The organism is Cytobacillus purgationiresistens (genome assembly GCF_030813235.1).
In the GTDB taxonomy this organism is placed as follows: Bacteria; Bacillota; Bacilli; order Bacillales; family Cytobacillaceae; genus Cytobacillus; species Cytobacillus purgationiresistens.
Genome location: NZ_JAUSUB010000003.1, coordinates 149,793 through 174,091 on the forward strand (window position 1 = coordinate 149,793; position 24,299 = coordinate 174,091).

Sequence of the window (24,299 nt, forward strand, 5' to 3'; positions counted from 1 at the left end):
CTCATTTGATTTCTGTTTTTCTATTCCTATTACATATTCATCGTCTGATCTTGCTTACTTTCATAGGTAGAGACATGTCTTGTATCAGGAATAAATAGGCAAAGAATGAAGGACAGAGCTAGGAAGCCCATCATAAACCCGCCGAATATCCATGGTGAAGGTCCAAAGGCTTCTGCCATTGTTGTCCAAAGCATCGGGCCGAACCCAACGATGGCTGCAGCAAGCTGATAGCCAACTGAAAGTCCTGTATAGCGGACATTTGCTGGAAATAGTTCTGAGAATAAGGTACCCTGCGTAGAAAAGATGGCTCCCCACAGCACACCTAGCATGACCGCCTGCATAACGAAAAGCCATGTCTCGCTATTGCCAATGAGCATATAATACGGTACCGCTAAAATAAACAAGAGTGCAACGCCAGTCATATATATGACCTTTCTCCCGATATAATCAGATAAATAACCAACGAGGGGAATCGTCAAAATCATTGTGGCACAGCCGATCGTTAAAGCTGTTAACGCTCTTTCATTGCCATAGCCCAAATAGTTTGTCGCATACACAAGGATGAATGACATGAGGAAAACATTAAAGAACCCATCACCAAGCTTTAGTCCAATGACATGAAAGACATTTCTTCCATTGTTACGGAACGTTTCAACAATCGGTACATTGACGATCTCTCCCTTCTCCTGCTGTTCTTTAAAAGCAGGTGTTTCCTCTATACCGCTTCTAATCCATAATGCTAAGACGATCAGCACGGCACTAAAGAGAAAAGGAATCCGCCAGCCCCATGCCAAAAACTGTGCGTCTGTTGTTAAATAACTGATGACCGTTAAGCTGAAGGAGCCTGCAACCAAGCCTATCGGAACACCTAACTGGGGAACAGAGCCATACAATCCTCTAAGACCCTTTGGTGCATATTCAGTTGCTAATAAAACCGCGCCTCCCCATTCTCCACCCAGGGCAATCCCTTGAATCAGCCTCAAGAACACAAGCAGTATTGGCGCAATCAACCCCACAGCCTCAAAGGTAGGTAAGAGCCCGATTAAAAAAGAGCTTCCGCCCATACCAATGAGCGTCAACATCAAAGCAGCTTTCCTGCCAATCTTATCTCCGTAATGACCAAAAATAATGCTTCCTATTGGCCTAGCTGCATAGCCAACACCAAATGTGGCAAAGGCAAGGAGCAGGCCGATTGCTGGATTTTCATTGGGGAAGAATAAGGTTGAGAAAACAAGACCTGTTGCTGTCCCATATAAATAAAAATCGTACCATTCAATCACAGACCCAGATAAACTCGCAAACAATACGCGGCTTTTTTTCATAATCATAGTCTCCCCACTTGGCTAGTTGTATTTAAGTAGATTTCAACTTACCTTCTTCATGCTTTTGACGGAGCAAATGCTTTTGAATTTTTCCTACTGATGTTCGCGGGAACGCTTCCAGAATTTCGATTGAATCCGGAACCTTAAAGGAAGCGAGGCGCTCCTTGCAGTATACTAGCAGTTCGTTTTCTGTTATTTTGGCGCCGTCATGCAAGATGACATAAGCCTTAATTGCTTCATCACGGATATCATCTGGAACCCCGATAACAGCAGATTCATATACCAGCTTGTGAGCAGCCAGCACACTTTCCACTTCACTAGCAGCAACATTCTCTCCTGACCGTTTAATCATATCCTTGATCCGGTCAACAAAATAAAAATAGCCTGCTTCATCAACTCTTGCATTATCCCCTGTATACAGCCAGCCCCCTTTTATTGTCGCTGCTGTTGCTTCATTATTTTTAAAATAAGCCTTCATTAAGGTTCGACCCGGCATTCCTTTAACAATTATTTGACCAGGTACACCAGCAGGCTGCTCATTTCCGTCTGCATCAATTACCTTTACTTCATAACCGATCGTTGGCTTGCCTATGCTTTTATTTATCCTGATTCCATCCAACGGATTCATTAATGGCACGCCGACTGTTTCTGTCATGCCATAAAGCTGAAGCAACGGAACTTCATATTGCTGTTCAAAATGATCTAACTGTTCATCAGTGAGCGATTGAGCAAACCAAATGACCCTTAGAAGATTATCCCGATCAGCCGCATCATAGTGCTGAGCTAAAATCATCCTTATTGGCGCTGCAAACAAAGAGCCTACTGTGGCACTCAAACGCTTTGCTTGCTTAAAATATCGAGAAGCACTGAACCGCTCTGTTATAGCAATGCTGGCACCAACCGTAAGAGCTGACATCGCAGAATAGTATTGAGCATTGCCATGAAATAGCGGCAGAACAATCAGTTGCCGATCAGCCGGTGTTAATCGAATCGATTTCGACATAACCTCTCCAGTAAATAAATAATTCGCGTGTGTAATCTGCACCCCTTTTGGTTTAGAAGTCGTACCGGATGTGTAAAGCATCGCTGCTACATCATCTGACTTCAGTGATATTTCGGGCAGTTCGCCTGACTCCTTCTCCATTAAAAATGCCAAGCTTTGTTCGGCATATTCCTCTCCTTCATAACGCGCCAGCCAGATATCTTCCAGCAAAGGCAGCTGCGAGCGAATGGCAGTGAACTTATTGAGATATTCTGCTTCTGTTATGAGAAGCATCGATTCAGAGTGAGTAAGTATGTAGGCCATTTCATCTTTTGGTGACAAGATATTTGTTGGCACCATGACGGCACCGATATTCGCTAATGCAAACCATGAGACCATAAAATCAAGACTATTTGGCAGATGCAGTGTCACATGCTGACCCTTCTTAATTCCAAATGAGAGAAGAGCCTGACTGAGTTGATTGGTACGATTTTGAAACGCCTCATAAGTTAATTCTGACCGCTTTTCTTCTTTATCCTCAAAAAGAAGAAAGAGCTTTTCGTTATGCAAGGACACCTTCTCGGTCAATAAATCCCGCAGCGTTCTATCACCAATAATGTCCATAGCAAACCAAACCCTTCATTTTTTATTAAATATTATGAAAATTAGAATAATTATAGTCAACATTGATATATTCGTCAATCCATTTAGGAGAATAGTAGAGAGATTTTTCATTCATGACCTATCTTTACATTCATAGGATAAAGAGAAAACATAATTTCTCCTTTGATTGCCTCTTTAGTGATCAGACCCACTTCTTGGCTTCTGCTATCTAAACTTTCTCCAGGCGTCCGATTATCACCAATAACGAAATAACTGTTTTCTAAAACAGTGATCTTTTCCATATCATTTGCAGTACCAGTTATGTAGTTCTCCTCTAATGGGGTATCGTTTACGAGGACATTGCCGTCTTTGATTTCGACAGTATCATTTGGGGAGGCAATGATTCTTTTGATCACATCATAGCCGTGGGGATCATGAAAGACGATGATATCGCCATTGTTTAAGTTAAAGTATAGTTGGTTGGAGATTAAAATATCGTTGTTTTCAATCGTTGGATTCATTGAGTTTCCGCTTACAATCGTGACAGAGATGGCGAACCGAAAAAAGAGGAACAGAACAATCATGCTTAAAATAAAGCCAAACCAGCTTTTCCATGATGTTGCTTTACTGATTTCTGGTTGAGATTCTTCTGCTTGATTGAAAATAGCTGACATCACTCTCTTCTCCCTTATCATTCCGCTTGTTTTGGCTTAGATACAGCTTCCATTTGCTGTTTAGCTGCTTCCATAATGCCGTTTAATTCTTTAATTACCTCTTCATTGCCTTCTTGTGCCGGATGATAGCTATTGATTAACTCATCGGTATAACGCTTCAGCTCTTGGACTTTGAGGTCGATTTCAGTCTGTGTGGTCTGCTGAATCTGCTTGTCTGCTTCAGCAATTTTCACACGAACTTCTTCCTTTAAGCGTATTGTTTGCTTCTCTTGTTCTGTTGCAACAGCCTTCTCAATAGAGGCAATGGAGTCTGCCTTTTTCGAAGCAAACCATGTGGTTAACATCGACTCGATATCATTATTGGCAAAGGCAATGCTTACACTGCTGCTAACCATCAACACGCAAAAAAGCAGTCCTGCCACTAGCTTGATCGGCTTCTTTTTCCGTTGTGTGCTCTTGCGATTCATAATAGGAATTCTCCTTTCATTCTGCATTGATAGGGACTTGGAGGACCTCATAGAAACGAGGTCCTCTTTTTCCCTTATTTGTGATAATTAATCATCGATTCCAGCTACCACATCATCTAAGCTTTGCTTCGCATTTAGCTCAAGCTCTGCAGCTTTTGCAGTAATAATCGTTTGCTGATCTGTTACCATTTTAGCTAGAATTCCATCCAGGGCTTCACGGATATCTTCGCCTTTCCAAGTCGCTTGATTGCTAAGATTCCTCGTCACAACTTCTGAATAATTATCAACTCCAGCTGTAAGCTCCGCCTTCGCTTGCCTGATGGCTTCCTCTAATTCCGAGACTGCATTGTCTTTCACACCATTTAATTGCGTTGTTACTTCACTCACTGCCGCTTGCCCTTTTGCCCCTGTATGGCTGCCAAAGTCACTAGTCGCAGCAGCCTGCATTTCATTTCCTTTTGCATAAATTTCTAACGTCCCTTGAAGGAATAGGTTATAGAATTGATAATCCATCGCTTCTAGAATTGCGCCCTTTTCCCCTTCCAAGGATTGAATATGTCCATTCTTCGCATTTGTGATGGCTAAAGAGGAAGTATTAATGACGCTGTCTCTCGTACCATTAATTTGAGAAGTAGCTAATTCTTTCAGCACTTCATTTTCAGCCCTTAGTTGCGCTAGAATTTGTTCGAAATTTGCATCAGACTCAGATAACACTGCTTCACTTGTATTATTAAATAATGAATCATACCAATTTTTTAATGCTCCTCCTGCATCTGTATTAGCTAATGAAAAACCTGCTCCTGATACGATTCCTACTGCGACTACGCCTGCTACCATCTTCTTTTTCAATGTCATCTTCTCATCGTCCCTTTTATAAGATTATTGGCCCAACAGTTCTGCAAGATATTCTTCAATATCTGCATCCATTTCTTCATTGATTTGTCTCTTCTTCCTTTCCTCATAGCTGGATAAATCTTGATTAAGCAATTCTTTTTTCTTCTCTTCTAATCTATATAGATAGCTGCCTTGATAGTTTTTAATCGTGTCCTTTGTCTCACTGGATGAAGTCAGAAGAAAAGCAGACAGTTCTGCATTTTTCTCATCTATTGATTGAGCGGTTTTCTCTGTGAGATCGTCATTTAATAATGCAACCTCCTGATTTAACCCTTGTCCAACGACATCCTTATTCTTTTGCATCTCTGCATTGGCCCACTCAAACAAGCTAGACTTTGAATATGCCTCAGCAAAAAAAGCCGTCAATCCCATCAAAAAACAAAAGGCAACCGTGATGACTATAGCCTTCTTCAACATCACTCGATCCCTTCATTACATATTTGGCATTCATAGGGGAGTATCTCATCGCTGTGCACCATTTTCAGGATAAAAATTTAATGGTATGGATGGTTCTCTATCATTCTTTTATCCTAGAAAAGCTGCCTCCCCCCCTTCAATTGGTTTAGTTGTTCGTTCCTACTCATCTATCTGTTCTTGATACAAAACACTACAGGAAGTATAGAACAACGATATTCTATTGAAAAACCTCAAAATATACTAAAAATTCAGAATAAAATGGTTAATTCTCCGTTTTTCTTTAAATTTCTTCCGATTCCATATATTTCAATATATAAACCAAAACAACATCAACCTAAATGCCGTTATATCAAGGTTTATTAAAACTATCTATTAAAATAGCCAGAAAAATGAGTCGGATTATCTATGGTATAGAATCAATGCAGATAGATAATAAGTGCTAGATCACGCCCTCATTAGGGATAATAAATTTTTTTGAAATAAGATCGTTTATTATGAAGATACCTTTGAGCATGAAATCAGTAGAGTGAGAAGAGTGGGTAAAAAGAATTAAGGGAGAAAAAGGTGCGGTAGGGTGCCTGTCACCGCCAAATTTCGACAATCGAATGACTTTTCTCTTCATATTTATAGAGGTACTTTAGGCACTAGTTTCAATCATAATGGGTATTGTTATCATATAGATTTACATTTTCTTACTTAAAGGTAAATTATCTTTAATATTTACTTAATATTTGAAAGAAAGAGGATGTGTTATAATTGCTTCGTGATTTTAAGTAAAAAAAATGACTGTATCTTGGAATACCAAGGATTCAAACAACCATATCGTAAAACTTCGGAGGTATATATAAATGCGTAATATAGCTGTGCTAGGTAGTTGTGTTTCTCGGGATGGATTCAACTCTCAATTTATCCCTGATTATAAGAATTATTACAGTTGTATTTTACACCAAAATCAAATGTCGATGATCTCTCTAGCTGGAGATGCGTTCGAGTTCAATGAGGAGCTAATTGATAATCTAAAGCCATTTGATGCAAGGCATTTTAAAACTGAATTGGACAAGAGCTTTTTAAATGATATTAAAAAAGCCAATCCGGAATACCTAATAATAGACTTCTACGGTGATATTTATTATGGGGTACAGGAAATCGGCGAGAGCTGGATTACAAATAAGAAATGGCTCTTTTCGCAAACTACCTTATATCCTCAACTAGATACGAAAAGGTCGATGTCACTGCAAAATAATTACGATGAATACTTGGAAAAATGGAAAGTATCAGTAGACAAATTCTTTGATTTTCTTTCTAAAGAGCTTCCATCCTGTCGAGTCATCCTAAATAAAGCCAGGTTTATTGATGACTTGAAAGATGAGAAGACAGGAGAAATAGTAAAAATTAGTGAAACTGAAAAGCATAGAAAAATTAATGTCGATTATTATAATGATTTATGGGATACCTTGGACGATTATGTTACATCGAATTTTGACGTCGAAATTTTAGACTTCTCAGAGCATACTTATGTATCTGTTGAGAACCACCCTTGGGGCATGTTTTATGTACATTATGATCCATCCTTCTATAAACATTTCACAGAAAAATTGATGAATATCATTTTAAAAGATATCAATAGCTATACTTCGAAACTAGAAAATAAGATTAGTGCAATGAAAGAGACAAAAGGTGAAACCCCTATCGTATTTAATTTTAAAGGGAAAGTCAGTAAAAGCAGGTTTAATAATCCGAACTATACAGCTTATAGAAAAAATCTTAAAACGCTGGGAGATCCGTATAAAGATTTTAAAGGTGAATCACTCACAGGGACTTATGATGTCATGTCTGTAAAGAACGGCAAAAAAGTATCTGTGCTAACGAAAGATGCAGATACCATCGCCCAAAGAATTAATCGTTTTAATATTAGTTCTGCCTTCGAGGCTGCTGGCACACATCATAGTCGAACAGATTCATTTGATCACATCGGGACTATTACTATTAACTGGTGGGGAGATGCTAATGGCATCGATGGTGATTTGGTTGAAATGGCTGTATGGGATATCAAAGAGAATAATTGGAAACGCTTAACTAGCGACTTTAATCATCAAGTCGAAAAAACGAGCAGCCACTTCTCATGCCATTTCTTACAAGCGAAGGATTTTGAGAATTATATAGATGAAAGAGGAAACGTTCAAGTCTTATCATTCTCTTCACCAGCATCTGAATCCTTACCATCTATTGTCGATACCGATTATATAGAGATAACAATGAACTTGATATAAAAATAAAACTTGAGAAGACTTCGGTATGATGCTGAAGTCTTCATTTTTACTGGTTATTTTTATCATTAATTTAGCATTTTTTCACAAAAAGAAAGATGCGTATCAATCGTATCCTCCTTTTTGTATTATTTTACTGTCACAGACGCAGCTTTACTCACATTACCGGCTGCATCTTTTTTTGTTGAGGATGTGCAAGAAAATAATGAAGCATAACTAGATTATGCATGAAGCCACTCATTCTGTTGATGATTTTATGTTAAGTCTTACGAAGAAGACTGCGTGTTATTTGAAATCTCTAGGCTTTATTGGTAGGTGCGTGTCCCATCATTCACTCAGATTTTAACTGCTTTGGATGAGAATCCTGTCTTTTCTCAGCTCTATTTCAGCATTTCAACCACTTCAGATACCAATCCAGCTTTCTCTTCGCTCTTTCTCCGGATTTTAACTACTTCGGATGAGAATCCTGTCTTTTCTCAGCTCTATTTCAGCATTTCAACCACTTCAGATACCAATCCAGCTTTCTCTCCGCTCTTTCTCCGTATTTCAACCGCTTCGGATGGGAATCCTGTCTTTTTTCAGCTCTATTTCAGGATTTAAAACGCTTAAGATACGAATCCAGCTTTCTCTCCGCTCTTTCTCCGGATTTCAACTGCTTCGGATGAGAATCCTGTCTTTTCTCAGCTCTATTTCAGCATTTCAACCACCTCAGATATCAATCCAGCTTTTTCTCAGCTCTTTCTCCGTATTTCAACCGCTTCGGATGGGAATCCTGTCTTTTTTCAGCTCTATTTCAGGATTTAAAACGCTTAAGATACGAATCCAGCTTTCTCTCCGCTCTTTCTCCGGATTTCAACTGCTTCGGATGAGAATCCTGTCTTTTCTCAGCTCTATTTCAGCATTTCAACCACCTCAGATATCAATCCAGCTTTTTCTCAGCTCTTTCTCCCGATTTCAACCACTTCAGAGGAGAAACCGTCCTTCTCTCAGCGCTTTCCCCATATTCCAACAACTTCAGATATGAGTCCTTCTACTAACTGAACATAAAAAAACTCCGGAAGTCTCTAAGCGACTCCCGAAGCCTATCCGTATCCTTAAAAATCCCAGCGCTGAGTAAGCATTTTTCTTCTCGTATAAAACTCGACTCCGTCTGTTCCATTTGCATGAAGATCGCCGTAGAAAGAGTTTTTCCAGCCTGAGAATGGGAAGAATGCCATGGGTGCAGGAACGCCGATGTTTACTCCGAGCATGCCGGACTGAATTCTCTCTCTGAATTGGCGGACATCGCTGCCGTTTTTCGTAAATAAGCAAGCGCCGTTACCAAACTCTGATTGGTTTGAGAGGTTAATCGCCTCTTCTAACGTCTTCACCCTAACGATGGATAATACAGGGGCGAAGATCTCTTCTTTCCAAATTTTCATGGCTGGCGTAACTTTGTCAAAGATGGTTGGACCGATGAAGTAGCCGTCTTCACGATAGGCTTCATCGTTTCGTCCGTCACGAACAAGAACAGCGCCTTCTTTTTCTCCGCTTTCAATATAACCCGTGGTCCGTTCTTTATGCTCTTGGCGAATGACCGGTCCGAGGAAAATATTTTCATCCATCCCATTACCGATACTGATAGCATTTGCTGATTCATTCAGCTTTTGAATAAGAGGTTCAGCGACATCGCCAACAGCAACGACAACAGAGCAGGCCATGCATCGTTCGCCGGCAGATCCATAGGCGGCTGCAATGATTTCTTTCACTGCGCTGTCTAAATCAGATTCAGGCATCACGATCGAATGATTCTTCGCTCCGGCTAACGCCTGCACTCGTTTTCCATGTGAGGTACCGGTTTTATAGACATATTCAGCAACTGGCTGTGAGCCGACAAAAGAAATCGCCGGCACATCTTGATGCTGAAGCAATCCATTCACTACATCATGCGCACCATGGACAATATTCAAGACTCCATCTGGCAGACCCGCCTCTTTAAAAAGCTCCACTAAACGATTAGCTAATATAGGGGTTCTTTCTGAAGGCTTCAATATAAATGTATTGCCGCAAGCGATGGCGAGCGGAAACATCCAGCAAGGAACCATCATTGGAAAGTTGAATGGTGTAATCCCGCCTACTACTCCTACGGGATAACGATACATGCCGGATTCAAGGTTCGTCGCAATATCAGGAAGCTGTTTCCCCATCATCAAAGTTGGCGCACCAGCGGCAAATTCAACACATTCAATTCCACGCTGTACCTCACCATAAGCTTCTTTAAAGCTTTTGCCGTTTTCCTGTGTGATCAATTTAGCTAGTTCATCCCAATGATCCACTAGTAATTGCTGATATTTAAATAATATCCGTGCACGCTTTGGCACGGGTGTTTGACTCCATGTTTCAAAGGCTTCTTTAGCAGCTTGTACTGCAGACTCTACATCTGCCATCGTGGAAATCGGTACTTGGGCAAGCTCTTCACCAGTTGCCGGGTTCGGCACCGCCTGGAATTGTTCAGTTTGGGCCTCTACCCATTCCCCATTAATAAAATTTCTTAAAACCGTTGTAGTGATTGCAGACATTTATCTTTTCCCCTCTCCGTTAGTAGTTACTGTACTTCTTCTTTTTCCGCGAACTGATAATGATAGCAAGTATGATAAAGCGCCTCTAATTCTTCGGCGGAAGGAACTCTCGGACTATTGGCTGGACTGCCGCTGTCGATTGCATCGATGGTCATTTTATTTACCGCCTGATTGAATGCGGTTTCATCTATGCCCCAGCCTTTAAGATTCGGGATATTGAGTGTCAGACATAACTTCTTAACAGCAGACACCGCTAAGTCAGCCGCTTCTTTATTGGTAAGATCGCTATGGTCAGATATGAAAATTCTGCCAAGATCAGCAAGTCGATCAATACATGCCTCCTTGCTAAATTCCAATACCGCTGGCAAAAGCATCGCATTGGAGTAGCCGTGAGGAACATGGAATAGCGCACCAATCGGGCGGGACATCCCGTGAACGAGACATACAGATGCATTAGAGAACGCCATCCCAGCCTGCATCGAACCTAAAGACATTGCTTCGCGAGCATCTAGATTGCTGCCGTCTTCATAGGCCGCTTCAATGTTTTCTACAATGAGTTTCATGGCGGATAATGCCACCGTATCTGTCATCGGATGGGCCTTTTTTGAAAGATAGGCTTCAACTGCATGGCTTAAAGCATCAATCCCCGTCGCCGCAGTCACATGTTTTGGCGAAGAAATCGTCAATACAGGATCCACTAGCGCAACGGAAGGCATAAAGGCCGGCTGCTTGATCATCATTTTTATATCATTTGCTGTATTCGTTATGACTGTTACATCGGTTGCTTCTGAACCAGTCCCTGCTGTTGTCGGGATCGCAATATGCGGAATCGGTGCATGAACGGCTGCTTTCCTTCCACCCATATAGTTACCAATATCTCCGCCATTCGAAGCAAGTACAGCAACTGCCTTTGCAGTATCAATGCAGCTTCCACCGCCAATGGAAATGATATGATCACACTCCGTACTTTTAAAAAGGGTTAATGCCTCATCTACATATCGATCTGTGGGCTCCGAATCCACTCCTAGATAAAGCTCACTTTCGATGCTCTTACCGGTCAAAAAATCCTTGCATCTCTCGGTGTAGCCAAGCTGATTCATAATCTTATCACTGATGATCAGCGCTTTTGATCCTCTTGATTCTGCTTCCTCTGCCACCTTCTCAAATGAATCACGGCCATAAATAATGGTTTGTGGTGTTCTAAATATCCCAATCCCCTTCAATTTGGCACCCTCCTTTTTACTATTCACTCTAAAAATGCAAGAAGCATGCCAAACAACAAATGACTGTAAAATTAACAATTAGGCGGAGTCGTATGTAGTTTCACAACTACATATGTAGTGTTTGTGTAGCGATTTCACTACACAAACTTCAGACTGGTATATTATATTTCTTCAGCTTTTGATAGAGCGTTGTTCGATGGATGCCAAGAAGCTCAGCCGCTTTTTTCTTATTGCCTAACGCATCCCGCAGAGCGCGAATAACGAGCTCTTTTTCTTTTTGTCTTCCTAAATCCCTCGCTGTTTCCATTAATGATGGCTGCTGATAAGTGACCGGCTGCGTTTCAGACTCTTCTTTGATAAAGCGATGCAAATGATGTTCTTCTATTGTTTGGCTATCGACGAGCGTGACCAGCCTTTCAACCACATTCACCATTTCACGAATATTCCCTTGCCACTCGTAATGAATGAATGCTGCAATCGCTTGGGGGCTGAACGACTTCTTTGGCAGATCATATTTTTCACAAACAGCTTTTAAATAATAGGAAAGCAATATGGGGATATCTTGTCTTCGTTCACGCAAAGGCGGGACAAATAATTCAATGATATTCAGCCTGTAAAATAAATCCTCTCGAAACAGCCCCTCCCTCACCCTCTCCTTTAAATTGCGATTTGTGGCCGCAATAATTCTCGCATTGACACGATACTTCTGAATACCGCCAACCCTTTCCGCTTCTTTTTCTTGAAGAACACGTAATAATTTCGTCTGCATCATGATTGGCATTTCAGCAACTTCATCGAGAAAAACCGTTCCATTATGAGCGAGTTCGAACTTCCCTTGTTTTCCTCCCTTACTGGCACCTGTAAATGCCCCTTCTTCATATCCAAACAGCTCCGACTCAAAAAGCGCCTCGGGTATGGCACCGCAATTCACACTAATGAATCGGCCATTAGAAAACGGGCTTATGTGGTGTATGCTTTTAGCGAACATTTCCTTCCCCGTCCCGCTCTCACCCGTAATCAGCACAGTCGCAAGGGTTCTTGCTGACCGTCTTGCCAACCGTTTCACCTCAGAAATTTCAGGACTGGTCCCTACAATTTGATCGAGTGTCATGCGGCTATCCTCCTCCAGTTTCACTGTCAAAGGCTGCTCCTTCCTCTCCACATGCATGTAATTCCTCTGCAAGGATTCATAGAGCTTATAAACCTCAGTCACCCCTTCAAAAATTAGCATCCCGATTGCGCCCACCAATTCCCCTTTATCCCAAATAGGAATTCGATGAACGACCATATCCTGACATTGAATTCTTTGAATTACACCTCGCTCAGGCGTTGCGGTTTTGACTGTTAAATGAAGATGCGTATTATCAATCACTTCTGTTACATGCCTGCCTATGGCATCCTCTCGACTGACACCCGTAAAACGGCTATAAGCTTCATTAAATTCCATTATCATGCCAAATTTGTCTACAACGACAATGCCCTCATAGGCTCTTTCTAAAATGATCTGTAAAACATCAGCAGAATGTTCCTTTTGCTTAAGCATATGTATGAACCTGGAATACCCATCATTGATATCTCTCACAGTTAAAATACCAATTACTTTCTCTTCTTCATCTATTACAGGGATCTGACTATATGGAAGTGCAGCTGCACTGAAAATAGAATCATCCCGTTTTAAAGAAACGTAATTCCGATTCGATATTCGGCTGATGATTGTATCTTTATCCTGTCCCTTTAAAATAGAGGAAAGCAGTTTTCTCAATGTAATCATTCCTACCAGATAATCTTGCTCATCGATGATTGGGAGACTGTCCACATTCAATCGGTTCATCATCTCGCCCGCATCCTGCAAGGTTTGTCCAATCCTAATACAATGAGGATTCGGTGTCATCCAATGCTTTACCTGTAATAACTCCGCTTGTCCTAGCCCCAAATTTTCATTATCTATAAGACCCTCCATCAACATACAAAATCTCCTCCTTGTCTGCAGCAGAGTCAAAATTTATTAAAACCAACTATCTGAATCTTCAATTTTCGTTAGACAGAACCCTGCTTATAGATAAAATTAAATGCCAAACAAGAAATGGATGGTCTTCTAATATGCAAACAATGTGTTAATATTCCTGACAAAATATACTGTTAAATAATCTAACACCTTAATAAAGGAATTGTGATTTTCATAATAGAATAGAATAATAACTTACTCATTTCAGCTAAAAGAAAGGGGAATTATCATGGAGAATCCTACCGATATTCGTACAAACAAGGAATTCCGCTTCGAAGAAATTACTGTAGAGGCACTCATAGCCGGTTACAGAGAGGGTGACTTTACAACAGTAGAAGTTGTCCAATCCTTTCTGGACCACATCGAACGATATGAACCTGTCTACAATGCCTTTACTTTCATGAACCCGAACGTACTGATAGAAGCAGCAGAGATAGACCGGCGCCGTCAAGCTGACGAGAAGCTTGGCAAACTTGCAGGCGTGCCCATTGTGATCAAGGAAGCAGTTGATACAGTGGGTTTCCCAACTACCTTCGGCTGGGAACCACTTGCTAAAAAGGCTGGCGGAATTGAGCTGATACCAACACGGGATGCCCCCATTGTTACGAGATTAAAAGCTGCCGATGCCATCATTTTGGGCAAAACTAATATTCCTGCGTTCAGCTTTGCCTTTAGCGCCAACACCAGTTGGGATGGACCAACCTATAATGCAGTCAATCGCTCGCTCACACCCGGAGGAAGCAGCAGCGGCACGGCCACCGCCGTATCCGGCAATATGGCTGTCCTCGGTATTGCAGAAGAGACAGCCGGCTCCATTCAAGTGCCCGCCGCTGCACAATCGCTTGTTGGAATTAAGCCTTCATTTGGATTAATACCCTCCACCGGCATCACACCGCTTGCCGGTAGCACAAAAGATGTCGTCGGACCACACGCCCGGACGGTGTGGGATGCTGCTATCTTGCTGGACGTCATTGCCGGATTTTCAGCAGATGACCATAAAACAATCTCAGCGAAAGTGCCTGACGGAGGGTACACTTCATTCCTAAAGGAAAACCCCTTAAAAGGGAAACGGTTGGGACTATATGGACCTGGTTGGAAATCCGATGAACCCACAGCAGAAACAAAGAAACTGTACGATCAGGCAATTAAAGTCCTGAAAAGCCAAGGAGCAGAGCTGATCGATGATCCTTTCGCAGGAACAGGATTGGCTGAGTATATGAAAACACAAAAGTTCTTCCTAGGTATGGAATCCTTCTTCTATGATTTGGAGAAATACTTTAACAATCTCGATCCAGCAGACAATGAGCTTACGATCGAAAAAGTTTTTCAGCGCGCAGGAAGAGTACCATGGACAGAAGGCGACGCACTCGGAACTCTTTTAAACCGCATGGATGTAGAAAAAGCGATTGCTCATTCAAAGGAACTGCCTGATCTCACTGAGTTCAACAATGTCAAAAACGAATTATTGCGTATCATTATTCATGTGCTGGACGAACACCAATTGGATGGATTTGTCTATCCGACCCTACTTGAACCAATACCTGAATTACAGGAAAAGAACATTGCCGCATCCACCATCTCTGAGATCAATATAAGCGGCTTGCCATTAATTACCCTTCCTGCCGGCTACTATGAAAATGGATCTCCATTTGCTCTGGCTTTTTGGGGAAGAATGTGGAGTGAAGGAGATTTGATTGGGATGGGGTTTGGGTATGAGCAGGTTGCTAGGGGGAGAAGAACTCCGCAATTGCTGGAATCCGTATAAATAAATTCAAGTTAATGAGATAAAAACCTATAACAGATAGAAGGAAGGTGCTTTGTATAATTAACATGCATCTTCCTTTTTAAGATTGAGTTAGCCATCGCCTCGTCTCAAACACTGCCTATAATAACAATTGAAAACAGATACATTTCTTTAGGCAATTTTCGTTGCAGCAGAATTATTACCATTATTCGGACGTACGATCGCCCAGACTAACCCACCACAAACGAGTAAAGCAATTCCGCAAAGCTGGAATGCATAGTGAAAACCAGCAGCTTAGCTTGCAGAATTTTCAATTAGAAGTCCTGTTACGTATGGTCCAACGATTCCACCTAATGAGGTACATGCCATGAACCAGCCTTGGATTTTCCCTTGATGCCTTTTTGAAACAAGACTTGCTAAGATTGTTGGGTGCCTGTCACCGCCAAATTTCGACAAAATTAGAAGCCTGCCGTTTGATTAGCCTGTTAATTTTGGCAATAAAACGGAAGGCTTTTATAATCTGATTAATGTTTATTTGAAGAAGCAATAGACAGAACCTACAGCTACCTCCCCCTTATTCTTCTCTTAAATAACAAAAATAATAATATTCCCGTAAGTGCTCCAGAACTATCAAGCAACACATCTCTCACTTCTGCTGATCTTCCAGGAATGAAATACTGATGAAATTCATCCGAGGCTGCGTAGAGGGTACATATGAATAGAGCCCATCCTGCATGAGAAACCTTTATACCTGATTTTTTTCTCAATGCATTCAGAACAAATATCCCCAATAGAAAATAGGCAAAGAAATGCGCATTCTTCCTTATAAAATGTTCTAAGAAATCAAGATTGATATCCGCACCTGGAATAATATTTTCAGCAATTCCAACAACCATATCGGTTAAACCTGAACTTAACTCACTTGAGGCAGTGCCCGGCTGATGAGATAGATAAAAGATGAGCGCCATCCACATAACGACCGGTAGCCAGAGGAGAAACTTTTTCATTGGTAACTTCCTTTTTAATTTATTCATGATTCTAGAAACATATTTGGACTTTCATATATAGACATGGTGAATCTTTTACAAACGATCTAGCTAATCTATTATATCATCGACAACCATAATCCTATTGGAGGTAGATCACTTTAAGGTGAATTTTGCTCATATTAACTGTTTAACCCCCCTCCTCCTATCATATAAAAGTAAAAAGATTCATCTGGAAAAAGGATAATAGGAACGATACATAGAATGATTCTAGAACAATGCCCTTTAAGGAGTTGATCAGTTGAATAACCAGTTCCCTATCGAAGAAGTGAGAAAGCATTTCCCTGCTGTTAATCGGCAAGATAACGGGCAGCCGATTGTTTATTTTGACGGACCAGGCGGCACACAAATGGTTGATTATGCGATTGAGAACATGTATCGCTACCTAAGAAATGGAGTGGCCAACCTTCATGGTACCTTTCATACAAGTAGAGATACCGATTGTTTAATAGCTGAAGCCAGGCTGGCGGTCGCTGATTTATTAGGCTGCAAGGATAACGAGGTTGCTTTTGGAGCCAATATGACAACATTAGCCTTTTCCCTTTCCAGGACGCTCGCCCAATATGTGAACAACGGTGATGAGATTGTTGTCACTGAGCTTGATCATCATGCAAATGTTGATCCTTGGTTATCCATGGCCAAAGAAAAAGGAGCCATCATTAAATTTATTAAACTGAATCGTGAAACACTCTCATTAGACTTAGAGAACTTAGATGAAATCATCACCCCTAAAACCAAGCTGGTTGCTGTAGGCATGTCCTCTAATGTTACAGGAACGGTCACGAATGTAAACAAGGTCATTGAAAAGGCAAAATCCCACCAAGCATTAGTTGTGATCGATGCCGTACATGCTGTACCACACTTAAAAATGGATATGCATCAATTAGGATGCGACATTCTCCTTTGTTCTGCTTATAAATTCTTTGGGCCTCATGTTGGCATCGCCGCAATCCGAGCTACACTTTTTGAAAAGTTAACATTCTACAAGCTTCAACCGGCACCAAATTCCATCCCTTCTAAGCTGGAAACCGGTACGCAAAACCACGAAGGAATCGCCGGCATCTTAGGAGCGATTCAATTTATTCAGAAACTAGGTGACGGAGAAAGCCGCAGAGAGCAAATCCTTTCCGGGATGGCGCGCATCGATGAATATGAAAAACTGCTTTCCGCCGATCTCGAGACATTCTTACAGTCCCAGCCCGGCTTCCGTCTATATCGACCTGCATCAGGTCCGAGAACCTCTACTTTTGCCTTTACAATAAACAATCATGACTCTAGAGAGGTAACGCAATGGCTGGCCCAATATTATAACCTTTGCATAACGGATGGTGACTTCTATGCATCCAACCTGGCAGAAATCCTTGATGTTAAGCAATACGGAGGCTGGATTAGAGTCGGTCTGAGTCCATACAATACGATCGAAGAAATCAATACTTTAAAAGAGGCCCTGCAAGCTTACGTAAAGCAAACATCCAAGATTCCTCTTTAAATACATTAGTACACAATAAACCTAAGGGAGATTTTATTATGCTGGAAAAACTATATGCCTTACTTGAAAACGACTATTCAGAAATGGTGGACATCCGCCGACATTTGCATCAATACCCAGAGCTATCCTTCCAAGAAGTAACAACACCAAAATATATAGCAGAATATCATGAAAAGCTCGGGCATGAAATCCGAACTGCAGTTGGCGGACGTGGCGTTGTTGCAACACTTCGAGGGGGTAAACCTGGAAAAACAGTTGCACTGAGAGCAGATTTTGACGCGCTGCCAATAGATGAACAGAATGACGTACCCTATAAATCTAAAAACCCTGGCGTCATGCATGCCTGTGGACATGATGGCCATACAGCCACATTGCTTGTACTGGCAAAAGCATTAAACAAGCTTAAGAACGACATCGAAGGCAATATTGTCTTTATTCATCAGCATGCAGAGGAATATATGCCAGGTGGAGCCATTGCCATGATTGAAGATGGCTGCCTGGATGGAGTGGATGTCATCTTTGGCACACATATCTGGGCAACAAGTCCAGTCGGCGAAATTGGCTACCGCTCTGGACCATTATTAGCAGCAGCAGACAGATTCCATATAAAAGTACAAGGAACAGGTGGACACGGCGCACAGCCACACTTAAGCAACGACAGTATTGTCATTGCTTCACAGCTCATTGTCAATCTACAGCAAATCGTCAGCCGGAGAGTAGACCCACTTGAAACAGCTGTTTGCTCCATCGGGGAATTCGACGCCAAGAACGCCTTCAATGTCATTGCCGATTCCGTGCAATTATCTGGTACAGTAAGAACCTTTAAAGAAGAGATACGCAATAAAATGGATCGTGAAATAAGAAGGATTATCGAGGGAACCTGCCTTGCAGCTGATGCAGAATACACTTATAACTATGTAAAAGGCTATCCAGCCACAGTCAATCACCAAGCCGAAACTGAATTCGTAGCCGCTCTTGCTCCTTCAGTGCCAGGAGTGAAAAACACGGTAGAACTGGCTCCTCAAATGGGCGGAGAGGACTTTGCTTATTATCTAGAAAAAGTTCCAGGGACCTTCTTTATGACAGGAGCGGAATTGACAGGACGTGAAAAAACATATCCGCATCATCATCCGAAGTTTGATATTGATGAAAAGGGGTTATTGGTTGCGGCTAATGTTTTAGGGGCTGCCACTTTGAATTATTTGGAGAATAAAGGGGTCGAGCTTGCGCATGATAGCGAGCTGATTAAGGTTAACGACTAAACCATAAATTCCTTGTATGAGCGAATATTGCATAACTGCTCATACAAGGGGTTTTTTGTCTACCATTCTTGTTGTTTATTAAAATATTCATCCATGACTTCAAACCATAATCTGTATCCCAGATCATTTGGATGTACGCCATCGTCTAATGTATCATTTAATTCCAAATCATTGGCTTGTATCTTATCCTCCATTCCTTTGTATACGTCCACATACTTCCACCCTTTTGACTCGATATATGATTTGGTTTCTTCTCGATAATCTTGGTACGTGTACCCCAAAGCATTCTCGACCTCTCCCTTTTGATCCACAGAACATGGATTAGGCGAGATTAAAATAAACTGCGAATCTGGTAATTCCTTTTTTACTTTCGAAATGGTCTGGTTGATTGCAGAAATCGTATCCTCCATCTTGATATTCTCATCATAGCTATTAACGACAGACGTTTCTATAATGATTAAATCTGGATTGTCGTTAATCATCTCATCCACATTACCTTCATCAAGAAGTCTATTTAATGTATAACCACTTTTTGCATAATTGGAAAAAGATAAGTCATTTGCAATGGTTACATTCTCTGATTTAATCTGTTTTTCCAATTGATTGAACCATGAAAACATAGGTTGGCTCGCCCCCTTGCCTCTAGCCACACTGCTGCCAATCACTGCGACACGTGCTTTATCTTCAGTTAAAACTTTATAATGAAGATAATCCTTAAGTGTAATTTCATTGCCTTCTTTGGGCGTAATACTTTCAATCTTTTCCTTTTCTATCTTTTCTCCCTCAGTTATATTCTCTTCATCCCACACATCAAAACCTGTAGCCCTTTCGTTATTCCAATATATTAGTCCCGTAAGGCTAATTATGACGATAATAAGACTTGCGAATATTATTTTTTTCATCTTCCCTCTTATTTCCTTTCTGGTAAAAACATGATTGTCTCTATAAAGGGACTATAAATTGTATAAAAACTCCTAATCCATAAAACATCTTTTTATTGCAGTCATCATTAGAAGAAATGACTATTCATATATCTATGATTACATAAATACCCGCTACTTTCGAAATTAATCATATTAATTGCAAATAGAGCGGGATACTATTTAATTTTTTTGAAATTTATCGACTTAGCAGCAACATTTCTTAGATTAATTGCCCTTTAGCATGATCGGGTTCTGTCAAATAATTTTATACCCTTATCCCCTACTATTCTCCCGGATATTTAAGCTTGCTCTCTTTTTTACTGCCAAACTTTTCTTAAGTGGTTTATTTAGAAAGGTTATTAACTACATTTTAAATTTTTATCTCACAACAACAATTAAATATAGTAAGAATAATAATTCACGCAAAATATAGTTGACAAAATCCACTACTCATCATAAAATTAATTTAATTTTAAAAAAAGAGGTAATATTCAAATATGTCAGAAAATAATATCCAAGAAATTAAAAAGTTCAATAGGTTTTACACAAGAGTAATGGGAATATTCAACCTGTATACAGATAAAAGTCCTTTTTCCGCAACAGAAGCTTTGATTTTGTTTGAAATTCATGCACGCAAGAATTGTACAGCAGCCTTTCTGTCAAATTATTTTGGTATTGATAAAAGTTATATGAGTAGAATAATCAAACACTTTGGACGAGAGGGTCTAACTATTAAAGAAGTCTCACAAGAAGATCGAAGAGTGCAGCATATTTTTTTAACTGAATTAGGAAGATCGACCCTAAATTCTCTTGCAAATAAGGCAAGTATAAATGTTGAATCTATGATTGAAGGCATACCCGAGGATCAAATTGATCATTTAATAGATTCTATGAAAAGTATTCAAAAAATTTTATATAAAAATATTTAGAGGGGGTTTTGAAAGTGAGAAAAGCCATGTTTGTGTTGTTAGCGTTTAGCTTGTTATTCGTACTTTCTGCGTGCACATCTGGAACTGCAGGAGATTCTACTGAACCTAGTGGAGATAATAATGATTCAACCTCACCAAAGAAAGACAGCTTAGTCGTTGCCTATGAAGCAGATGCAGCCACTCTTATGGCAAATATCGATGTGAACTATGTTACCGACGCACAAATAAGAAATATTTACGATCCATTAATTGACCGCGATGGTGAGACTGGAGACTTTGTACCTGTTCTAGCTGAAAGCTGGGAAAATGTCGATGAACTCACTTGGAAGGTTCGGTTAAAAGAAGGCATTAAATTTCATAACGGAGCTGACTTCAATGCTGAAGCTGCTAAGTACAGCATTGACTTTATTTTAGATGATGCGAACCAATCATTTTACAGATCCCGTTGGGTAGATGTTGAAGAGGTAAAAGTAATCTCACCAACTGAAATTGAAATCATTACTTCTAAGCCCTTCCCTAGTTTGATTCAAAGAATCGCTGAGGATCTATTATTGATTGAGCCAGGTTATGTAGAAGAAGTGGGCCTTGATGAAGCAGCTAAAAAGCCAGTTGGAACAGGTGCTTATAAATTTGTTGAATGGTCTAGAGACAACTACTTAAAGTTAGAAGCCTTTGATGAGTATTGGCAAGGTAATCCTAGAATTAAGTCACTTGAATTCCGCTACATTCCTGAATTCAGTGCAAGATTATCCGCCTTTCTTAGCGGTGAGGTAGATTTATTTAAGAACATTCCAGTTGATTCAGTTGATAGCATTACAAATGATGGTAATTCTAGAGTTACAGAAGTTGCTTCTTCTCGTATTAATTATTTAGCTCTCAACAACTTCTATGATGGTCCTCTTCAGGATGAAAAAGTGCGTCAAGCTATCAATCATGCTGTTGATGTGGATGAACTTTTAAAGGCTGTATTAAATGGCCATGGCACAAAAATGACTGGCCCGCTTTCTCAAATTAATAATGAATATACTGAGACTGCCAATTATAGTTACGATGTAGAAAAAGCGAAAGAACTTTTAAAAGAAGCTGGTTATGAGCCTGAATCGCTAACACTCACATTAGATACGCCAAATGGTCGTTATCCAATGGATACACAAATTGCTCAAGCGATTGCTTCACAACTACAAAGAATTGGAATTACAGTGAACGTGCAGACAAATGAGTGGGGAAATCACCTTGAAAAAATACGAAACCGAGAAATGAAAGATATGTTCATTTTAGGTTGGGGACCAGCCTTTGATGCACAGTCAACGATTGAAAATCTATTTACCGAAGTAGCACCATACAGTGGTTTCTATGATGAAGAATTAGAAAATGAAATCTATAGAGTGAACCAATTATTCGATAAACAAGAGCGATTTGATGGATTTGCTGAACTTCAGCATAAATTAGTAGAAAAAGCTGCCTGGGTTCCTCTTTGGCAACAGTCAGATTTATACGCTGTTCGCAAAGATTTGGGGTTCACTCCACGTGTTGATGAAAAAATCCAGGCGTTTGAAATGTCCTGGGAATAAAAACGATGAAAAATAAAAGGGAGAGTACTTCCTCCCCCTTTAGCCTTTCTAATATAAACTACTAGAATCAGAGGGGAGCTAGGTATGCTTGATTTTATTATAAAAAGGCTTTTACAAGTGATCTTAGTCGTCTTTTTAGCGTTAACAGCCGTCTTCTTTCTCATTCGTTTATCTGGTGACCCTACAGCTTTATTCTTACCACCAGATGCACCTAGAGAACAAATTGAAGAATATAGAGAGTTATTGGGATTTAACCGGCCAATGCATGAACAATATACTGATTTTATGGCTAATGCTGTACAGGGAGACTTCGGGCAATCACTTAGAAGTCAAGAAGATGCACTTCAACTTGTTATTGACCGGCTGCCTGCAACTTTTCAGCTTGCGATCACAGCATTAATTTTATCGCTCGTTATCGCTATTCCATTAGGTGTCCTTTCTGCATATAAAAGAAACTCCATCTTTGATCGAATTGGTGTAGGAATAACTGTCTTAGGGCAAGCAGTTCCAAATTTTTGGCTAGGCTTAATCCTAATTTTCTTCTTTGCTGCACAATTGAAAATCCTGCCAACTGGCGGGGGTGGAACATGGGTACATTTAATACTGCCTACCATTACACTCGCAACCTATAGTATTGCAAGATTCACTCGTTTCACTCGTTCATCAATGCTGGACATTCTGCGGAAAGACTATATTAGAACGGCAAAAGCCTCAGGTGTCCCCACCATTCCATTGGTTTCGAGGTATGCATTAAAAAACTCATTAATTCCAATCATTACATTAGTTGCATTAGATTTAGGCACCTTGCTAGGAGGAGCAGTCATTACAGAAGTTGTTTTTGCCTGGCCTGGCATTGGCAGATTATTAATGCAGTCACTGATGAATAGAGACTTTCCAATCGTATTGGCTGCTGTTTTTATCATTGCCTTAATCTATGCCATCATTAATTTTATTGCGGATATCTTGTATGCATATGTGAACCCGCAAATTAGAGTGAAGTAGGTGATATCCCGTGTCAGCAAATTTAGAAAAAGCACTTCACAATAAACCTGCTGTAGAAGTAAAAAACAAAAAGGAATCTAGAGTTTATAACTACTTTGCGAATCTGTTTAGAAGCTGGACAGGCACACTCGGGTTCATTATTATCATAGGCTTATTATTTATTAGTATATTTGGTCCCTGGATAACACCACACGATCCACTTTATGCAGACTTTAGCAAAAAGCTTCTCCCTCCAATGACGGATGGTCATTTATTGGGGACCGATCAATTAGGAAGAGATATTCTTTCTAGAATGATTGTTGGAGCAAGGGTATCAGTTATTATCGGCGTTTTAACCGTTGTGATAGCTGGGACATTCGGAACGATAGTTGGCATCATATCAGGTTATTTTAGGGGATGGATTGATGTAGTTTTAATGAGGATTGTAGACGTTCAATTAAGCTTCCCTTTCATTCTTTTAGTTCTTGTCATTAATGCAATTATCGGTGGAGGGCTACGAAACATTATAATCTCTTTAGCTATTGGTGGTTGGGTTATATTTGCCCGGATGATACGAAGCGAAGTCCTTGCCCTTCGTGAAAAAGAATTTATTACAGCCTGTGTAGCGACTGGAGTATCACGATTTGAAATCCTATTTAGACATATACTGCCTAATCTGTTTACTCCACTAATAATCCTAGCATCACTTCAAATTGGTACATTCATTATTGCCGAGGCTTCTGTTAGTTTTCTTGGCTTTGGTGTTCAGCCACCTGAACCAGCATGGGGTAATATGCTGAATGAAGGGAAAGATTATATCTTTAGTTCATGGTGGCTCATTACATTCCCTGGGATTGCGATTATCATTGCCGCACTTGGTGTAAACCTTTTTGGTGACTGGCTTCGAGATACTCTTGATCCTGAATTGAAGGGGGATTAACC

20 protein-coding genes are annotated in these 24,299 nt (G+C 40.4%); 8 read left to right on the forward strand and 12 right to left on the reverse strand.

Annotation, left to right across the window (positions count from 1 at the left end; genetic code table 11):
- Nucleotides 1–29: 29 nt before the first annotated feature.
- From J2S17_RS04915 to J2S17_RS04940, 6 genes are all read right to left on the reverse strand, one after another.
- Entirely contained in the window at nucleotides 30–1,322 is a 1,293-nt protein-coding gene (locus J2S17_RS04915; protein ID WP_307472491.1) for an MFS transporter, read from the reverse strand.
- Between the two features lie 31 nt (nucleotides 1,323–1,353).
- Nucleotides 1,354–2,928 (reverse strand): AMP-binding protein, encoded by a 1,575-nt coding sequence (locus J2S17_RS04920; RefSeq protein WP_307472493.1) that lies wholly within the window; start codon nucleotides 2,926–2,928, stop codon nucleotides 1,354–1,356.
- A 107-nt stretch (nucleotides 2,929–3,035) separates the two neighbouring features.
- Nucleotides 3,036–3,581: a signal peptidase I gene (gene lepB, locus J2S17_RS04925; RefSeq protein ID WP_307472494.1), complete on the reverse strand. Its 546-nt coding sequence runs from the start codon at nucleotides 3,579–3,581 to the stop codon at nucleotides 3,036–3,038.
- 17 nt (nucleotides 3,582–3,598) lie between these two features.
- The gene (locus J2S17_RS04930) at nucleotides 3,599–4,048 is read right to left on the reverse strand and encodes a hypothetical protein (protein ID WP_307472496.1); all 450 of its coding nucleotides are present in this window, start codon (nucleotides 4,046–4,048) and stop codon (nucleotides 3,599–3,601) included.
- Nucleotides 4,049–4,135: 87 nt separating this feature from the next.
- Nucleotides 4,136–4,903: a hypothetical protein gene (locus tag J2S17_RS04935; protein ID WP_307472499.1), complete on the reverse strand. Its 768-nt coding sequence runs from the start codon at nucleotides 4,901–4,903 to the stop codon at nucleotides 4,136–4,138.
- 24 nt (nucleotides 4,904–4,927) lie between these two features.
- Nucleotides 4,928–5,359: a hypothetical protein gene (locus J2S17_RS04940; RefSeq protein WP_307472501.1), complete on the reverse strand. Its 432-nt coding sequence runs from the start codon at nucleotides 5,357–5,359 to the stop codon at nucleotides 4,928–4,930.
- Nucleotides 5,360–6,207: 848 nt separating this feature from the next.
- Here J2S17_RS04940 and J2S17_RS04945 point away from each other — a divergent pair.
- Entirely contained in the window at nucleotides 6,208–7,629 is a 1,422-nt protein-coding gene (locus tag J2S17_RS04945; RefSeq protein WP_307472502.1) for a DUF6270 domain-containing protein, read from the forward strand.
- 1,091 nt (nucleotides 7,630–8,720) lie between these two features.
- Here the strand turns inward: J2S17_RS04945 and J2S17_RS04950 are convergent.
- The 3 genes from J2S17_RS04950 to J2S17_RS04960 form a co-directional block, all read right to left on the reverse strand.
- Nucleotides 8,721–10,184: a CoA-acylating methylmalonate-semialdehyde dehydrogenase gene (locus J2S17_RS04950; protein WP_307472504.1), complete on the reverse strand. Its 1,464-nt coding sequence runs from the start codon at nucleotides 10,182–10,184 to the stop codon at nucleotides 8,721–8,723.
- Between the two features lie 26 nt (nucleotides 10,185–10,210).
- Entirely contained in the window at nucleotides 10,211–11,407 is a 1,197-nt protein-coding gene (locus J2S17_RS04955) for an iron-containing alcohol dehydrogenase (protein WP_307472745.1), read from the reverse strand.
- Nucleotides 11,408–11,555: 148 nt separating this feature from the next.
- Nucleotides 11,556–13,367: a sigma 54-interacting transcriptional regulator gene (locus tag J2S17_RS04960; RefSeq protein ID WP_370874963.1), complete on the reverse strand. Its 1,812-nt coding sequence runs from the start codon at nucleotides 13,365–13,367 to the stop codon at nucleotides 11,556–11,558.
- A 274-nt stretch (nucleotides 13,368–13,641) separates the two neighbouring features.
- On the opposite strand from J2S17_RS04960, the gene J2S17_RS04965 reads away from it, so the two are divergent.
- Nucleotides 13,642–15,177: an amidase gene (locus J2S17_RS04965; RefSeq protein ID WP_307472508.1), complete on the forward strand. Its 1,536-nt coding sequence runs from the start codon at nucleotides 13,642–13,644 to the stop codon at nucleotides 15,175–15,177.
- Nucleotides 15,178–15,450: 273 nt separating this feature from the next.
- Here the strand turns inward: J2S17_RS04965 and J2S17_RS04970 are convergent, their stop codons facing one another.
- Complete coding sequence (locus J2S17_RS04970; protein ID WP_307472510.1) at nucleotides 15,451–15,612, reverse strand: hypothetical protein; 162 nt, start codon at nucleotides 15,610–15,612, stop codon at nucleotides 15,451–15,453.
- 107 nt (nucleotides 15,613–15,719) lie between these two features.
- Nucleotides 15,720–16,163, reverse strand: a complete 444-nt coding sequence (locus tag J2S17_RS04975; RefSeq protein ID WP_307472512.1) for a VanZ family protein — start codon at nucleotides 16,161–16,163, stop codon at nucleotides 15,720–15,722.
- Between the two features lie 280 nt (nucleotides 16,164–16,443).
- Here J2S17_RS04975 and J2S17_RS04980 point away from each other — a divergent pair, with 280 nt between their 5' ends.
- Together J2S17_RS04980 and J2S17_RS04985 are read left to right on the forward strand one after the other, a co-directional pair.
- Nucleotides 16,444–17,691, forward strand: coding sequence for a cysteine desulfurase-like protein (locus J2S17_RS04980; protein WP_307472514.1), 1,248 nt, complete (start codon nucleotides 16,444–16,446; stop codon nucleotides 17,689–17,691).
- A 38-nt stretch (nucleotides 17,692–17,729) separates the two neighbouring features.
- Nucleotides 17,730–18,953 carry a M20 family metallopeptidase gene (locus J2S17_RS04985; protein WP_370874956.1) on the forward strand — a complete coding sequence of 408 codons (1,224 nt, stop codon included), beginning with the start codon at nucleotides 17,730–17,732 and terminating at the stop codon, nucleotides 18,951–18,953.
- 59 nt (nucleotides 18,954–19,012) lie between these two features.
- On the opposite strand, the gene J2S17_RS04990 is transcribed toward J2S17_RS04985, so the two are convergent.
- A complete protein-coding gene (locus tag J2S17_RS04990) occupies nucleotides 19,013–19,855 on the reverse strand; it encodes an SGNH/GDSL hydrolase family protein (protein WP_307472516.1) in 843 nt (280 codons plus the stop codon).
- A gap of 518 nt (nucleotides 19,856–20,373) precedes the next feature.
- Here J2S17_RS04990 and J2S17_RS04995 point away from each other — a divergent pair.
- The 4 genes from J2S17_RS04995 (at nucleotide 20,374) to J2S17_RS05010 (ending at nucleotide 24,297) form a co-directional block, all read left to right on the forward strand.
- Complete coding sequence (locus J2S17_RS04995) at nucleotides 20,374–20,805, forward strand: MarR family winged helix-turn-helix transcriptional regulator (RefSeq protein ID WP_307472518.1); 432 nt, start codon at nucleotides 20,374–20,376, stop codon at nucleotides 20,803–20,805.
- A 14-nt stretch (nucleotides 20,806–20,819) separates the two neighbouring features.
- Nucleotides 20,820–22,376, forward strand: a complete 1,557-nt coding sequence (locus J2S17_RS05000) for an ABC transporter substrate-binding protein (RefSeq protein WP_307472520.1) — start codon at nucleotides 20,820–20,822, stop codon at nucleotides 22,374–22,376.
- Between the two features lie 84 nt (nucleotides 22,377–22,460).
- The gene (locus J2S17_RS05005; protein WP_307472522.1) at nucleotides 22,461–23,378 is read left to right on the forward strand and encodes an ABC transporter permease; all 918 of its coding nucleotides are present in this window, start codon (nucleotides 22,461–22,463) and stop codon (nucleotides 23,376–23,378) included.
- A gap of 10 nt (nucleotides 23,379–23,388) precedes the next feature.
- Nucleotides 23,389–24,297 (forward strand): ABC transporter permease, encoded by a 909-nt coding sequence (locus tag J2S17_RS05010; RefSeq protein WP_307472523.1) that lies wholly within the window; start codon nucleotides 23,389–23,391, stop codon nucleotides 24,295–24,297.
- Nucleotides 24,298–24,299 lie beyond the last annotated feature (2 nt).

Bases quoted from the DNA above. Each gene is read 5' to 3' on its own strand.
- J2S17_RS04915 (WP_307472491.1), bottom strand. From the start codon at position 1,322: ATGAAAAAAAGCCGCGTATTGTTTGCGAGTTTATCTGGGTCTGTGATT.
- J2S17_RS04920 (WP_307472493.1), bottom strand. From the start codon at position 2,928: ATGGACATTATTGGTGATAGAACGCTGCGGGATTTATTGACCGAGAAG.
- lepB (WP_307472494.1), bottom strand. From the start codon at position 3,581: ATGTCAGCTATTTTCAATCAAGCAGAAGAATCTCAACCAGAAATCAGT.
- J2S17_RS04930 (WP_307472496.1), bottom strand. From the start codon at position 4,048: ATGAATCGCAAGAGCACACAACGGAAAAAGAAGCCGATCAAGCTAGTG.
- J2S17_RS04935 (WP_307472499.1), bottom strand. From the start codon at position 4,903: ATGACATTGAAAAAGAAGATGGTAGCAGGCGTAGTCGCAGTAGGAATC.
- J2S17_RS04940 (WP_307472501.1), bottom strand. From the start codon at position 5,359: ATGTTGAAGAAGGCTATAGTCATCACGGTTGCCTTTTGTTTTTTGATG.
- J2S17_RS04945 (WP_307472502.1), top strand. From the start codon at position 6,208: ATGCGTAATATAGCTGTGCTAGGTAGTTGTGTTTCTCGGGATGGATTC.
- J2S17_RS04950 (WP_307472504.1), bottom strand. From the start codon at position 10,184: ATGTCTGCAATCACTACAACGGTTTTAAGAAATTTTATTAATGGGGAA.
- J2S17_RS04960 (WP_370874963.1), bottom strand. From the start codon at position 13,367: ATGGAGGGTCTTATAGATAATGAAAATTTGGGGCTAGGACAAGCGGAG.
- J2S17_RS04965 (WP_307472508.1), top strand. From the start codon at position 13,642: ATGGAGAATCCTACCGATATTCGTACAAACAAGGAATTCCGCTTCGAA.
- J2S17_RS04975 (WP_307472512.1), bottom strand. From the start codon at position 16,163: ATGAAAAAGTTTCTCCTCTGGCTACCGGTCGTTATGTGGATGGCGCTC.
- J2S17_RS04985 (WP_370874956.1), top strand. From the start codon at position 17,730: ATGCTGGAAAAACTATATGCCTTACTTGAAAACGACTATTCAGAAATG.
- J2S17_RS04990 (WP_307472516.1), bottom strand. From the start codon at position 19,855: ATGAAAAAAATAATATTCGCAAGTCTTATTATCGTCATAATTAGCCTT.
- J2S17_RS04995 (WP_307472518.1), top strand. From the start codon at position 20,374: ATGTCAGAAAATAATATCCAAGAAATTAAAAAGTTCAATAGGTTTTAC.
- J2S17_RS05005 (WP_307472522.1), top strand. From the start codon at position 22,461: ATGCTTGATTTTATTATAAAAAGGCTTTTACAAGTGATCTTAGTCGTC.